The organism is Polynucleobacter sp. 71A-WALBACH (assembly GCF_018882365.1).
Taxonomy (GTDB): Bacteria; Pseudomonadota; Gammaproteobacteria; order Burkholderiales; family Burkholderiaceae; genus Polynucleobacter.
This window is the reverse complement of sequence record NZ_JACVOP010000003.1, coordinates 258,245-269,983: the sequence shown is the minus strand read 5'-3', so window position 1 is coordinate 269,983 and position 11,739 is coordinate 258,245. Positions and strand designations below refer to the sequence as shown.

At 45.2% G+C, this 11,739-nt stretch carries 14 protein-coding genes and 1 other RNA gene; 11 read left to right on the top strand and 4 right to left on the bottom strand.

Annotated features, from left to right (window positions below; translation table 11 throughout):
* Positions 1 to 76: 76 nt before the first annotated feature.
* Positions 77 to 1,447, bottom strand: coding sequence for a DUF1254 domain-containing protein (locus tag ICN42_RS10605; protein ID WP_216254455.1), 1,371 nt, complete (start codon positions 1,445 to 1,447; stop codon positions 77 to 79).
* A gap of 16 nt (positions 1,448 to 1,463) precedes the next feature.
* The gene (locus tag ICN42_RS10600; RefSeq protein WP_216254453.1) at positions 1,464 to 2,276 is read right to left on the bottom strand and encodes a hypothetical protein; all 813 of its coding nucleotides are present in this window, start codon (positions 2,274 to 2,276) and stop codon (positions 1,464 to 1,466) included.
* Between the two features lie 162 nt (positions 2,277 to 2,438).
* Here ICN42_RS10600 and ICN42_RS10595 point away from each other — a divergent pair, with 162 nt between their 5' ends.
* The 6 genes from ICN42_RS10595 to ICN42_RS10575 all read left to right on the top strand — a co-directional run bounded on the left by ICN42_RS10595 (position 2,439) and on the right by ICN42_RS10575 (position 7,409).
* Complete coding sequence (locus ICN42_RS10595) at positions 2,439 to 3,947, top strand: DUF1254 domain-containing protein (RefSeq protein WP_216254451.1); 1,509 nt, start codon at positions 2,439 to 2,441, stop codon at positions 3,945 to 3,947.
* The gene (locus ICN42_RS10590; RefSeq protein WP_216254449.1) at positions 3,944 to 4,420 is read left to right on the top strand and encodes a hypothetical protein; all 477 of its coding nucleotides are present in this window, start codon (positions 3,944 to 3,946) and stop codon (positions 4,418 to 4,420) included. The genes ICN42_RS10595 and ICN42_RS10590 overlap by 4 nt, the downstream gene beginning before the upstream one ends.
* Before the next feature lie 98 nt (positions 4,421 to 4,518).
* Positions 4,519 to 5,016 carry a LexA family transcriptional regulator gene (locus tag ICN42_RS10585; protein WP_216254447.1) on the top strand — a complete coding sequence of 166 codons (498 nt, stop codon included), beginning with the start codon at positions 4,519 to 4,521 and terminating at the stop codon, positions 5,014 to 5,016.
* Entirely contained in the window at positions 5,013 to 6,314 is a 1,302-nt protein-coding gene (locus ICN42_RS10580) for a Y-family DNA polymerase (protein ID WP_216254444.1), read from the top strand. The genes ICN42_RS10585 and ICN42_RS10580 overlap by 4 nt, the downstream gene beginning before the upstream one ends.
* Positions 6,315 to 6,491: 177 nt before the next feature.
* Positions 6,492 to 6,623, top strand: coding sequence for a hypothetical protein (locus ICN42_RS11975; RefSeq protein WP_255539360.1), 132 nt, complete (start codon positions 6,492 to 6,494; stop codon positions 6,621 to 6,623).
* A gap of 243 nt (positions 6,624 to 6,866) precedes the next feature.
* On the top strand, positions 6,867 to 7,409 hold the full coding sequence (locus ICN42_RS10575; RefSeq protein ID WP_216254439.1) for a TIGR00645 family protein: 543 nt from the start codon (positions 6,867 to 6,869) through the stop codon (positions 7,407 to 7,409).
* 4 nt (positions 7,410 to 7,413) lie between these two features.
* On the opposite strand, the gene ICN42_RS10570 is transcribed toward ICN42_RS10575, so the two are convergent.
* Both ICN42_RS10570 and ffs read right to left on the bottom strand, forming a co-directional pair.
* A complete protein-coding gene (locus tag ICN42_RS10570; RefSeq protein ID WP_216254436.1) occupies positions 7,414 to 8,070 on the bottom strand; it encodes a putative quorum-sensing-regulated virulence factor in 657 nt (218 codons plus the stop codon).
* A gap of 331 nt (positions 8,071 to 8,401) precedes the next feature.
* Positions 8,402 to 8,499: signal recognition particle sRNA small type (gene ffs, locus ICN42_RS10565), an RNA gene on the bottom strand.
* Positions 8,500 to 8,531: 32 nt separating this feature from the next.
* On the opposite strand from ffs, the gene dnaX reads away from it, so the two are divergent.
* From dnaX to ICN42_RS10540, 5 genes are all read left to right on the top strand, one after another.
* The gene (gene dnaX, locus ICN42_RS10560) at positions 8,532 to 10,214 is read left to right on the top strand and encodes a DNA polymerase III subunit gamma/tau (protein WP_216254433.1); all 1,683 of its coding nucleotides are present in this window, start codon (positions 8,532 to 8,534) and stop codon (positions 10,212 to 10,214) included.
* 48 nt (positions 10,215 to 10,262) lie between these two features.
* The gene (locus ICN42_RS10555; RefSeq protein ID WP_215333326.1) at positions 10,263 to 10,586 is read left to right on the top strand and encodes a YbaB/EbfC family nucleoid-associated protein; all 324 of its coding nucleotides are present in this window, start codon (positions 10,263 to 10,265) and stop codon (positions 10,584 to 10,586) included.
* Between the two features lie 25 nt (positions 10,587 to 10,611).
* A complete protein-coding gene (gene recR / locus ICN42_RS10550; protein ID WP_216254431.1) occupies positions 10,612 to 11,235 on the top strand; it encodes a recombination mediator RecR in 624 nt (207 codons plus the stop codon).
* A 104-nt stretch (positions 11,236 to 11,339) separates the two neighbouring features.
* The gene (locus tag ICN42_RS10545) at positions 11,340 to 11,534 is read left to right on the top strand and encodes a hypothetical protein (RefSeq protein ID WP_216254428.1); all 195 of its coding nucleotides are present in this window, start codon (positions 11,340 to 11,342) and stop codon (positions 11,532 to 11,534) included.
* Entirely contained in the window at positions 11,535 to 11,732 is a 198-nt protein-coding gene (locus ICN42_RS10540; protein WP_255539359.1) for a ParD-like family protein, read from the top strand.
* The last annotated feature ends 7 nt before the right edge of the window (positions 11,733 to 11,739 follow it).

Below are 11,739 nucleotides of genomic sequence, written 5' to 3'. Positions count from 1 at the left end.
CAAATGCATAGCCAAAGAGATATAAATGAAAATAGAAAAAGATGGAAGGGGTTATTGAGTAGATAAGTCATGGCTTTTAATTTTGTGAATTGTTTAAGATTACAGGAGGCGCCCTCCATTGACCATTGCGAATAGGCTCTTTGGGGAGATAGGTTCTAAAGGTTAAAAGAAATGGTCCATCGGGAATGGGTAGCCAATTTGCTTCATTTTCCTTACCAGGTGAAGCATGCTGAATATAGAAAGTAATACTGCCATCTGAGTTCCGAATAAATTGAGGGAGCATATGCGAGCTTAATTTATATCGATCTAACTGGTTTTCATATAAAAATCTATCAGATCCATATGCGGTGATAGACCAAAAGCCATCTACTGGTGGGAGTTGCCCTTTTTTAATGTGAATCTGATAATTGTTTTGGCCATTAAATGGCTGGCCATTACTGTCGGACGGATATCCCACCCCCATGAATTCTTGCGCGGCATTACCGTATATTCCAATCATCGCAGCAACTGCGCGTGTTAAATAATCGTTTCCCAGAAAGGCGCGGCTACCAAACAGCTCAACTGATGATTTAACTTTGCTCGATCTAGCCACCATCTCTTGCAGACCAGCTTGCATGCCTGCAGTGATGGCAGCCTTTTCTTCCTGGGATTTTGGATTAAATACGGCCCCTGGTTTAATTCCTATTTGCGCGAATTCATTCCGAAGATTTCTTTCTTGGGGAAGAACGGGCATGCTACTCAGCATCCAATTGAGCGCAGTAAAAAATTCTAGATTAGTTGGGTCTTTACGAATATCTACCGGCCTTACTAAAGGCGGCAAAATAGGCTTGGCAAGCGCTGGCTGGGATTGATATGAAGCAAGTGTTTGCACTAAGTATTGTTTTTGTAGTTCGCGCACTGTATCAATATCTTTTGAATAAAAGAGTTCTGTGCGATATAGGGCTAGTACGATGTTGGAGTCAGCCCTAATTACTTTCCTAATTCCCCGGGGTATTTTTCCCGTCCAATTGGGGCCGGCGATGAGATAGCTTGCTTTATTATTGGGGTTGGGCTTGATGTAATCGATGATGTAGGTATAAGCATCAATTAATTGAATGGCGACATATCGACCTTTTTCAACCCTTGGAATGGTTAGTATGACCGGTTCATTTTTTAGATCTAGCCATGCATAAGAGTAAGGAGTGTCAACATTGGGGGCAACAATACTTTTATCCTGAGGTGTTGCGGTGTTGTTTGCATGGCTGATTTGATTGAGTGGCGCGCGATAGGCTGGAGAGTTTGGGTCCAATGCCTGTTCGTATAAAACGGAATAGTTATCCACTATTGGATAGCCCCAAATAAATGCCTTTTTAGCGATCGCCGTAACTTCTGAGGTGCTTAGTGCATGTGCATAGGTATTGGTCAAGAGGGCGGCGATTAAACAGGCAAGAAGTCGAGTTAATTTCATGAATGCCCTCTAGTCCTTAGAAGAAATACTTAACTGATGCACTTAAAGCCCCTTTATCTGCGAGGGCGTCGAAAGTTTTACTTAGCCCAATCGTAGTTGCCCAGTTTTGAGTAATTTGCTTGTTCAAGTCTACCTTTACCAGGGTCCACTTGACAGAATTTGGTATCTGGCCCCAATATTGACGAGCATCGGCCACTATTGCCCAGCCATCCTTGAGAACAAAAATTGGCATAAAGCGAATCTCGCTAGAGGTGTAGTTGGTTTGGCCATTGGCAGCGCTTGAAATATTGGCTGATGGGTTAAGGGATTGGTTGTAACCAACTAGTGACTGAGTCTGCTTTACAACAAATGCCGTAATAAAGTCTCGTGACCAAGGCTTTACGGCTAGACCCCCAACTCCAATAAGGTATTTATTTTTTCCTAAGGCTGGTTCTGTGGCGATAGGGAGTACCGCCTCGCCAGATAGTCCAAGCGTCCAGCCATTAACGGGAATCATATAGCGATAGCGTGTAAAGAGATCACCGTTGCCCTGCGTTGAGTAGTTAGGTGAATTGATATTAATTAAAAATGGCATTTCAATATTAAAGCCTGACTGGTCGTCTAATTTCTTGTCGAACTTAAAGGTGGTGGTATTGGTTTGACCGCCACCTTTTAAACGTACGTTGTCATTAATGATGTCGACTCGAGTATCAATATCAGCGGGATTAACGCCTTTAGACTGAATCTCTTCTGCCTGGGAGTTGCTCGCTATGAAGACTAGGGCAAATAATGCGCCGATCACAGTCTTGCGCTGGACATGGCATAGCGTGCCGTGTGTATAAATGGTCATGAACTTGAGCAACTCTATAAAGAAGCTTCATTTTGGATTTATAGAGGCTATTTGAATAGGGTTGATTGCCCATTTTGGGCATCTCCCTATTTAGTTATTGCCCAATTTAGGCGAATATTGCCTAAATCTGCTTAAAACAAGCAATCTGTTGATGGGATATGAATGAAGACTTCCGAAAAACTTTGGCTAACTATCTTTGGGCTATGCCTATCCTGTTATTGGTCGTCTATAGGCGCACAAAGTGCTGGTACATCCACTCCAAAGCAAAATATCGCGGCAGAAGGACGTTGGAATCCCTTTTATTTACATAAGCCTAACTCTGAAAAAGAGATCGATTTATATAAGCAGGAATACGAAGTCAATATGGCAACTGCTGGATATTTATATTCAGTCCCACCGTTTCTCCATTACCGCCAGCGTTATGAGTTCTTGCGTAACTTTCAGCTGTATATGGGTGATAAAGGAAATCCATTCGGCCAATTTCTTTTGTTAAGACAGCCAGCCACATATCAAACTCAAGATCCAATGGCGAATGTGGATACCTTGTATGGCGCAACTTTTTTAGAGCTTTCAAGTACTCCTATGGTGTTGGTGGTGCCATCAATTCCAGATCGCTATTATTCATTTGCCTTAGTGGATGCTTATTTTTATAACTTTGATTACATTGGCTCCAGAACTACCGGGCAGCAGGGTGGCAAGTTTTTAATCGTTGGCCCCAATTGGCAAGGGGAAAAACCTAAGGGGGTCGATAAGATAGTTCGAGCGCCCACCAACTCCATCAATATCTACCAAAGAATCTATTTTAAAAATGCTGGTGATATTGCGGCCGTCAATCAGATTCAAGATGCTATTCAGCTGCTCCCCCTTGAGAAGTTTCTAAATCCAGCCGCCACTGCTTCCTTGCCCAAGCCTGAAAGCTATATGAAGCTTGATCCTTTGGCCGCCAAGGATCCTTGGACAGTTTTGCAAATTGCCAATACCTATATGGGCGAAAATCCTCCGCCTAAAAGTGACCTTACATTTACTGAATATTTTGCGCCTTTAGGAATTGGTCCCGGATTAAGTTTGCATAGCTCAAAAAGTGTATTGGAGAATATTGGCAAAGGGGCCGAGCAGGCTGATCATGCAATGTCCGCCATTGCCTTGACGGGCTTTCCAGTAAAAAATGGCTGGCAAATTCCTCCACCGAATGTAGGTGAGCATGGTGGCCCTGGTGGTGTAGCAATGCAAGCCATGATTCAAGTGCGATCTATTGGAATTAATAGCTCAAAAGAAGCGGTGTATTACAACGCTTATACCGATGCCGCTCTCAAGCCATTGAGCGGTGCCAAATCTTATGCAATTACTTTTACCAAGAATGCGATCCCACCAGTTGATAAGTCATGCTTTGGATTTTGGTCTTTGACAATCTACGATCGCATAAATGCGCGTTTAATTGAGAACTCTGCTAATAAATACAGCATTCGCTCTGCTGATAATTTGATTTATAACGCGGATGGTTCGCTCACTCTGTATGTTCAGCCAACAGCCCCTGCTGATAAGGCCCTATTACCTAATTGGTTGCCTAGTGATGCTAGCGGGGAATTCATTTTGGCCTTAAGGGTTTATCTAGGAGGTAAGGAGGTTACCTCTGGTATCTATATTCCAGCGCCGATTGTGATGAAGCCATGAAAAACTTTGATGAGGCATTTGATGCCAACTTCTCACTCGTTTCATTAATTGTTAATCGTCATCTCATCAATCATATGCGTCGCGTAGTCACGCAACTAGATATGGATTTAGAAAGCGCCTATTTATGGGGGATTTTGGCCCACTTAAATGTCATGGGCTCCCTTCATCCTGAGACCAAAATTACCGCGCTGCTTGATGAGTCTGGAGCTCCTTTAAAAGGTATCAACCCCGTTTCTTTAGCTACGCTTTCTCAGGTATCGGGGTTTGCTAGAGAGACGGTCCGAAGAAAGCTTTTAGGTCTGCAAGAGAGGGGCAAGGCTCAGCGTCTTGAAAATGGCCAATGGCTTGTCGCTATTAGTGGCGTTGACGAAAACATTGAGGCGTTTACAAAAGAAACCGTACTTCAGTTATTGGGCGTTGCCAAAGAGGTGACCGACATATTGGAGAGCAGTCAAAAAAATAGATCCAAATGAAGGGGTAGGTAGGCGGTGCGTCTTCTTTTAGCACCATTTTTGAAAAAATAAGGCCTGGGTATTGAAATACTGTATAGATATACAGTATATTAGAACCCATGGCACTTATCGCACTTCCACAAAGCTCCTCAGAAAGCACTCTGACCCAGGCCCCACAAGCCTTGGCGGCAAATGGTGCCTATGAGTTCAAGCTTCTGAGTCACCGCATTTCAGCGGGATTTCCGAGTCCAGCGGCTGATTATGCTGAGGAAGGCCTCGATCTCAATAGCTATTTAGTCCAAAACAAGCCAGCCACCTTCATGTTCACCGTAAAGGGCGATTCGATGATGGGCGCCGGCATTTGTGATGGCGACAAGGTAGTGGTCGATAAAGCCCTCAAGCCAAAACATAAAGACATCGTGGTTGCCGTAGTTGACGATGAATACACCATCAAGCGCCTCTATCAATTGCGCGGCAAAACTGAACTCCAACCAGAGAACCCGAATTATGAGCCTATTACCTTTAATGAGAACAGCGAACTCCAAATCTGGGGTGTAGTCGTTGGGGTAGTACGCAAGTACAGCCACGCTAGTAGCCGAAACGGGAGGTCCTCATGAATCAAGCTGGTCAAACCAATCAACTCTTCGCACTCGTTGATGTGAACAACTTCTATGTATCTTGTGAGCGCGTATTTGCGCCTAAGCTAGAAGATGTGCCGATGGTGGTTCTATCTAATAACGATGGCTGTGCTGTAGCGCGTAGTGCTGAAGTCAAGGCGCTAGGCGTGAAGATGGGTACGCCATGGTTTCAGATGAAAGACCTAGCTAAGCAACATGGTATCCAGGCCTATTCTTCAAACTACACCTTGTATGGCGACATGAGTGGCAGGGTAGTAGAAGTCTTAAGAAAGTTCACACCCAATTTAGAGGTCTACAGTATTGATGAGAGCTTCCTGCAAATAGAGACAGTGCTCAAGCAATACACAGATCCTACTAACTTAGGTCAAATCATCAAGCAAGATGTTAAAGACACCACAGGATTGCCCGTCTGCGTGGGTATTGGTGCAAGCAAGACGCTCGCTAAGCTAGCTAATCACTTAGCTAAAAAACATCCCCAGTTCGCTGGCGTGTGTGACATCAGTTCGATGTCAAAAGAAGCCCTCTATCAATGGATGGCAGAGACAGCGGTAGGCGAGGTATGGGGTATTGGTGGCAAGACTGCCAAGAAACTCAAAGAACTCAAGATCTATAGCGTATTTGATCTGGTACAAATTTCACCACAGGCGATGCGCCAACAATTTGGCGTTGTGATGGAGCGAATTTGCTATGAGCTACGTGGCGTATCTTGCCTGCAGCTTGAAGAAGTGGCGCCAGCCAAACAACAAATCATTTCTTCAAGAAGTTTTGGTAAGCCAGTGACTTTAATGGAAGAGTTGGCTGAGTCTGTTGCTACGCATGCCGCAAGAGGTGCCGAGAAACTTAGGAGCCAAAAGTCAGTTACGGGTGCGCTTACCATCTTTGTACAAACGAATCCACATAAACCATTTGAGCCACAGCACCATCAAAGCGTCACCGTGGTTTTGAGTGATCCCAGCGATAACACCTTAACACTGACTACTGCCGCATTAAAGGGTTTGAAGCAAATCTACAAGACAGGCTTTAAGTATAAAAAAGCAGGAGTCATTCTCAATCTCTTGGCTGACAAACCCACTATGCAGCAATCCCTATTTGATGACATGGAAGTAAAAGGCAAATCTGCCGGTCTCATGAAGGCTATGGACTCGATCAATAACCGCTTTGGTAACGCCGCCATTAAAACCGCTGCATCCGGAACTAAACAAGACTGGCAAATGAGATCAGGGAATAGATCCCCAAACTACACCACGCAGTGGGATGAATTGCCAGTAGCGCGCTAAGGAAGTGGCGATAAAAGATGAGTAAAAAAAAGAAATAACGAAGCTAATTTTACTAGCTCATTTCGTGAGCTAGTAAGACCCTATTCTGAATACATAGAAGCAAAACAGAAGCAAAGACAGTAACAAACAAAAGTAACAACACTTAATTAAACGTAGATAAATACCAGGAGAAATCAAATGGAACTATTAAATAACTTTAACGGCATCTCACTCGCAGTGATCATAGTTTTGTCTTACTGCGCAGTACTAAAAAGCACTAAGCGCAATGAGAGCGGCAATACACGAGTATTTAGCCGCAAGTACCAGTAAGAGGCGAATGGCAGGCAATTAGCAGTCAATAGTAATAATTAGCTTGGCAAAGAGGGGGCAAGGAAATCACGGATTCCTTGCCTCTTTTCTATTGATGTTGCGCTTAAGGTGGCTAGCTACCATCACCTCGCTGATATTGCTCTTTGTATGCTGGCAAGCCTATAAAAGAAGAGGGTAATTCCCCTATATTAACTAGGTGATTGCAAGTAATAAAAACATCATAAATATCGCTAAAATGAATTTATGACTGAAGAAAATCAAACCTATCTAGAGAAAAAATTACGCCCACTGCCGCGCTGGATATTTATGTCCCGCTGGTTACAGGCACCTTTATATCTTGGCTTGATTGTTGCCCAGGGTGTTTATGTTTGGCAGTTCTGGATAGAGCTGGTTCATCTCATCAGCATGATGGCTGATAAGTCCATGACTGAAACCGCTTTAATGTTGGTTGTACTGGGCTTGATTGATGTAGTGATGATCTCTAACTTGTTAGTAATGGTCATCGTAGGCGGATGGGAGACCTTTGTTTCCAGGCTAGAGCTTGAGAATCACCCAGATCAGCCAGAGTGGTTGTCACACGTCAATGCGGGCGTGTTGAAGGTGAAGCTCGCAACAGCCATCATTGGTATCTCATCGATTCATTTGCTTAAGACCTTCATCAACGCAGCCTCTTATGATGAAAAGACCTTGATGTGGCAAACCTTAATTCACATTACCTTTGTGCTGTCAGCCGTAGCGATTGCCTATACAGAAAAGCTCGTAAGCTCAGCGCACAAGCAGCATTAAGAAATTAGCTCTGCAAGGCCTTGCGAAGGTATTCAGAGACATTGTCTTGACGAAGCATCCAATGCTTATAGTCTGATGGGACCATGCTAATGAGTTCGCCTTTATGTTTACCAAAAGGCATGATCGTTGGAATGCGGGCTTTCTCAGACATTTCCCATAAAGCATCCAAGGATGCGGGGCGCAAGAGAGTAATGATCTGATCCAAAATCTTGGAGCAAATCCAGACATCCGCTAAGGCACTATGTGCATCACGTAACTGCTCTCGAGCAGTAGCGCGTTCAAAGTTGTAGAGCAGGGCGCTTTGAGTATGACTATCTAAGTTAGGCCATAGGCTGCGAGATAGCGCCAATGTACAAATGCGCTTGACCTCCGGCTTGCCAATCGCTTCCCAGTCAAAATCTACGCTATGACCAATGATGTACTTGGTACCAGCAGGCAATCTAAATGATGTGCTGGCTGGGCAGTTAACCAATTCCTCATCCATGATGTGGTGAGTAGCTAAAGCACCTAAGCTAATTGGTTTGCCTGGGTTGTAACGCTGCACCCAAGGATTACCAACAGCAAGCGGATTAATAGATGTGACATCTAAAGAAGCAGCCTCAATGATGACGGCATCTTTTTTATCGGTTGCTTCTACATCAAAAATAATGGCTTGGGGCATTAGAGTTTCTCTGGGTGTTAGGTTTAGCTAGATAGATATTGTGCCCTGAAGTATTTTTTAAGTTGACATATCAAAATTTGCCCAATTTTTCCTACTCCCAAATAATCCCCAACCCCTATTCTTTGTAGCTCCAAGCCTCTACGCTGAGTCTTTCTGACTGCTGGAGGATTTGAAATGCATGTAGCCATTGAATATAGAGTTAAGCAACAACGCGTATTTAGATTGGTAATAGGCTCCCGCTTAGTGCTCGTTTTGCTGATTATTTGGATGATTTGGGGAATCTTCAGAATCTTAAGGATCCTGTAATTAGGCTAAATCTAGCTTGGGGAAGGTGGACGAGCCCGACCCCCGGCACTGACAGAATTGGGTTTGGCTGCTTCGTTCCCGACCTGACCAGGTTATCCAAACCGCCATGCGGGGAGGCCCGTCCAATTCCATTTTAGCTTGTTAGAATGTAATACATGACAGCATTGGCTTTAGCCCGTTCGTGGCGCCCTAAAACTTTCTCCCAATTGGTAGGACAAGACCATGTGGTTAAGGCCTTAACCCATGCCTTAGACCAGGGTCGACTCCACCACGCTTGGCTCTTCACAGGCACTCGAGGGGTCGGAAAGACCACAATTGCCCGAATTATGGCCAAAGCCCTTAATTGCACCGGGGAAGATGGCCAAGGTCGTATGACCTCAGAACCCTGTGGAAAATGCCCAGCTTGCCTAGAAATCGATGCTGGACGCTTTGTTGACTACATCGAGATGGATGCTGCGAGTAATCGCGGGGTAGACGACATTGCTGCTCTATTAGAGAAAGCAGCCTACGCACCAAGTAATGCCCGTTATAAGGTCTACATGATTGACGAGGTGCACATGCTCACCAATCATGCCTTCAATGCCATGCTCAAAACGCTGGAAGAGCCGCCTGAACATGTGAAGTTCATACTTGCTACTACTGATCCCCAAAAGATCCCAGTCACCATTTTGTCTCGTTGCTTGCAGTTCAATCTCAAGCAAATGCCAGTACCGCTCATCGTTGAGCATCTCGAAAAAGTACTCGCTGCAGAAAAAGTCGATTACGAAACCAATGCACTCCGCGTATTAGCAAAAGCAGCTCAAGGCTCAATGCGTGATGCTTTATCACTCACGGATCAAGCTATTGCTTACGCTGCTGGCAAAGTATCCGAAGAAGCGGTACGTGGCATGCTCGGCACGCTTGATGATGCTTATCTCATTCGCATCCTTGATTCACTCATTGCAAAAGATGGTGCAACACTATTGGCTATTGCCAATGAGATGGGTGAGCGCAGCATGTCTTTCTCATTGGCACTTGCAGATCTATCTAGCCTCATTCAGAAAATCGCAGCGGCACAAATTGTTCCTGAGTCTGTATTAGAAGACTGGCCTGAAGCGGCAGAGATTCGTCGTCTAGCTGGTGCACTTACAAAAGAAGAAGCTCAGCTCTTCTACCAAATCAGTATTACTAGCCGCCCCGATTTATCGTTAGCACCAGATGAGCAAACTGGTTTTGCCATGACGCTTTTGCGGATGCTGGCCTTTCGTCCAGGTAATGAAGCTCCCGGCAGAGCGGGAGGCTCAGCACCGCCAGTAGCTTCGGCGCCCAGACCTACTGCACCAGCAAATCAAACTGCTGCTCCGGTTAGACCGGCCGCCTCAGCTGCTCCAGCTCCTCAAGCTAGGCCCCCAGTTTCAGCTCCATCAGCTTCAGTTGCGCCTACTACCCCAGCTTCACCAGTTGCCTCAAGTGCAAATCGACCAGACTGGCATGCATTGATGCGCCAGTTACCGGTCAAGGGCATGGTTCAGCAATTGGCTTTTCAGACGGAGTTACAGGATTGGGATGACACTCCAGCGGGCGTTCGTGCCACTGTCGTGACACCGATGCCACAGCTCGCTTCAGATGCTTCTGTTGGTCGTCTTGCGGACGCCTTGACTGCGCACTTTGGTAAACCTGTCAAAGTGGTCATTGAGAAGGGTGAAGTTGAAGGCAAGACGGTAGCTAAAGTTGATGCTCAGATTCATCAAGAGAAAAGACAAAACGCAGAACAAATGATTGCGCAAGATCCATTTATTCAGCAATTAGAAAAAGAGTTCGGAGCCAAAGTCGTTGGCGGTTCCGTTAAACCTCTGTAATTCAGTTAAAAAAATCAATAGAACACATTCATAAAAGGAAATAAAGCGATGATGAAAGGTGGCCTTGCTGGTTTGATGAAACAAGCTCAGCAGATGCAAGAGAAGATGAAAGTAGCGCAAGAGCAATTGGCTGCGCTAGAAGTCACTGGTCAAGCTGCTGGTGGTTTAGTCAAAGTCACCATCTCTGGCAAACACGAAATGAAACGCGTGCAGATTGATCCAGGTGCAATGGACGATCGCGAGATGCTCGAAGACCTATTGGTTACTGCCTATACAGACGCATTCAAACAAGTGGAAGCTGCTAGCTCACAAGTGATGTCTGGTGCAACTGCTGGTATGCCAATGCCTCCTGGCTTTAAGTTGCCGTTTTAATCATTAATAGAAAACTGTTTATTTAATGGCACGTCAAGAAGCTCCTCAAGATGCCCTCGGTCGATTGATCGAGGCATTGCGCGTATTGCCTGGAGTAGGCCCTAAGTCTGCGCAACGCATGGCTTTCTATTTGCTTCAGCATGATCGCAATGGCGCAGCTGTGCTTGCTCAGTCATTGGGTGAGGCAGTAGAGACAGTGGGCCACTGTGCCCGCTGTAATACTTTCTCTGAAACCCAAATCTGCAGTACTTGTAATGATGATCGCCGTGATCCATCCTTGCTGTGCATTGTGGAAACACCTGCTGACCAAGTGATGGTAGAGCAGACCTTGAGTTTCAAAGGGAATTACTTTGTTTTGATGGGCCGTATCTCACCACTCGATGGCATGGGCCCAAATGAAATCCATTTCGATCGTTTGCTCAATCGTATTGAAGCCCCAGACACTGGAGTGTCAGTCAGAGAAGTTGTTCTAGCAACGAATTTCACAAGTGAAGGTGAGGCAACAGCCCACTACATTGGTGAAGTGCTGAAATCCAAAGGCATCAAAGTCACCAGAATCGCCAGAGGTATTCCGGTGGGTGGTGAGCTGGAGTATGTGGATGCAGGCACTTTAGCTAGAGCACTCATGGATCGACGTACAGTAGGGTAGTTTTCTAAAACCCTTTTGCTCTTGGCGTTGATATCAACTGGCTAAAGAGCTACATTCATCTTTTAACTACAGCATGGTCAGATATTCTTCTGACCCATTAAAAGATGCCCTCAAAACCCAATAAAAACCTTTCGCAAACTTTGGCCGCAATTGCAGAGCTTGAGGATCAACAGGATCTAAAAATGGCTGATAAAAGCATGAAAGAGCTCCGTAGTGTGAGGGTTAAGGCAATACCCATAGAGCGGTTGATCAGAAGCATTGATCGTAAGATTGCTATTGAAGAGGCGTTGTCGAGTTAAATGCCCAAAGTGATTAGGTTGTCCGAGAGTCTAGTAATGCAAGCTAGGGAAGTTGGCGAGATTACGGGAAGATCGTCCTCCCAACAAATTGAGCATTGGGTTCGCTTGGGTAAATTTGCGGAAGACCACTCGGATTTGACTGGCCAAATGTTGCAAGATATCCTCAATGCCCAATCCCCAAAGACCAATAGTCACTAAATCGACA

Bases quoted from the DNA above. Each gene is read 5' to 3' on its own strand.
- ICN42_RS10590 (WP_216254449.1), top strand. From the start codon at position 3,944: ATGAAAAACTTTGATGAGGCATTTGATGCCAACTTCTCACTCGTTTCA.
- recR (WP_216254431.1), top strand. From the start codon at position 10,612: ATGGCACGTCAAGAAGCTCCTCAAGATGCCCTCGGTCGATTGATCGAG.
- ICN42_RS10605 (WP_216254455.1), bottom strand. From the start codon at position 1,447: ATGAAATTAACTCGACTTCTTGCCTGTTTAATCGCCGCCCTCTTGACC.
- ICN42_RS10580 (WP_216254444.1), top strand. From the start codon at position 5,013: ATGAATCAAGCTGGTCAAACCAATCAACTCTTCGCACTCGTTGATGTG.
- dnaX (WP_216254433.1), top strand. From the start codon at position 8,532: ATGACAGCATTGGCTTTAGCCCGTTCGTGGCGCCCTAAAACTTTCTCC.
- ICN42_RS10595 (WP_216254451.1), top strand. From the start codon at position 2,439: ATGAAGACTTCCGAAAAACTTTGGCTAACTATCTTTGGGCTATGCCTA.
- ICN42_RS10600 (WP_216254453.1), bottom strand. From the start codon at position 2,276: ATGACCATTTATACACACGGCACGCTATGCCATGTCCAGCGCAAGACT.
- ICN42_RS10545 (WP_216254428.1), top strand. From the start codon at position 11,340: ATGCCCTCAAAACCCAATAAAAACCTTTCGCAAACTTTGGCCGCAATT.
- ICN42_RS10575 (WP_216254439.1), top strand. From the start codon at position 6,867: ATGACTGAAGAAAATCAAACCTATCTAGAGAAAAAATTACGCCCACTG.
- ICN42_RS10570 (WP_216254436.1), bottom strand. From the start codon at position 8,070: ATGCCCCAAGCCATTATTTTTGATGTAGAAGCAACCGATAAAAAAGAT.
- ICN42_RS10585 (WP_216254447.1), top strand. From the start codon at position 4,519: ATGGCACTTATCGCACTTCCACAAAGCTCCTCAGAAAGCACTCTGACC.
- ICN42_RS10555 (WP_215333326.1), top strand. From the start codon at position 10,263: ATGATGAAAGGTGGCCTTGCTGGTTTGATGAAACAAGCTCAGCAGATG.
- ICN42_RS11975 (WP_255539360.1), top strand. From the start codon at position 6,492: ATGGAACTATTAAATAACTTTAACGGCATCTCACTCGCAGTGATCATA.
- ICN42_RS10540 (WP_255539359.1), top strand. From the start codon at position 11,535: ATGCCCAAAGTGATTAGGTTGTCCGAGAGTCTAGTAATGCAAGCTAGG.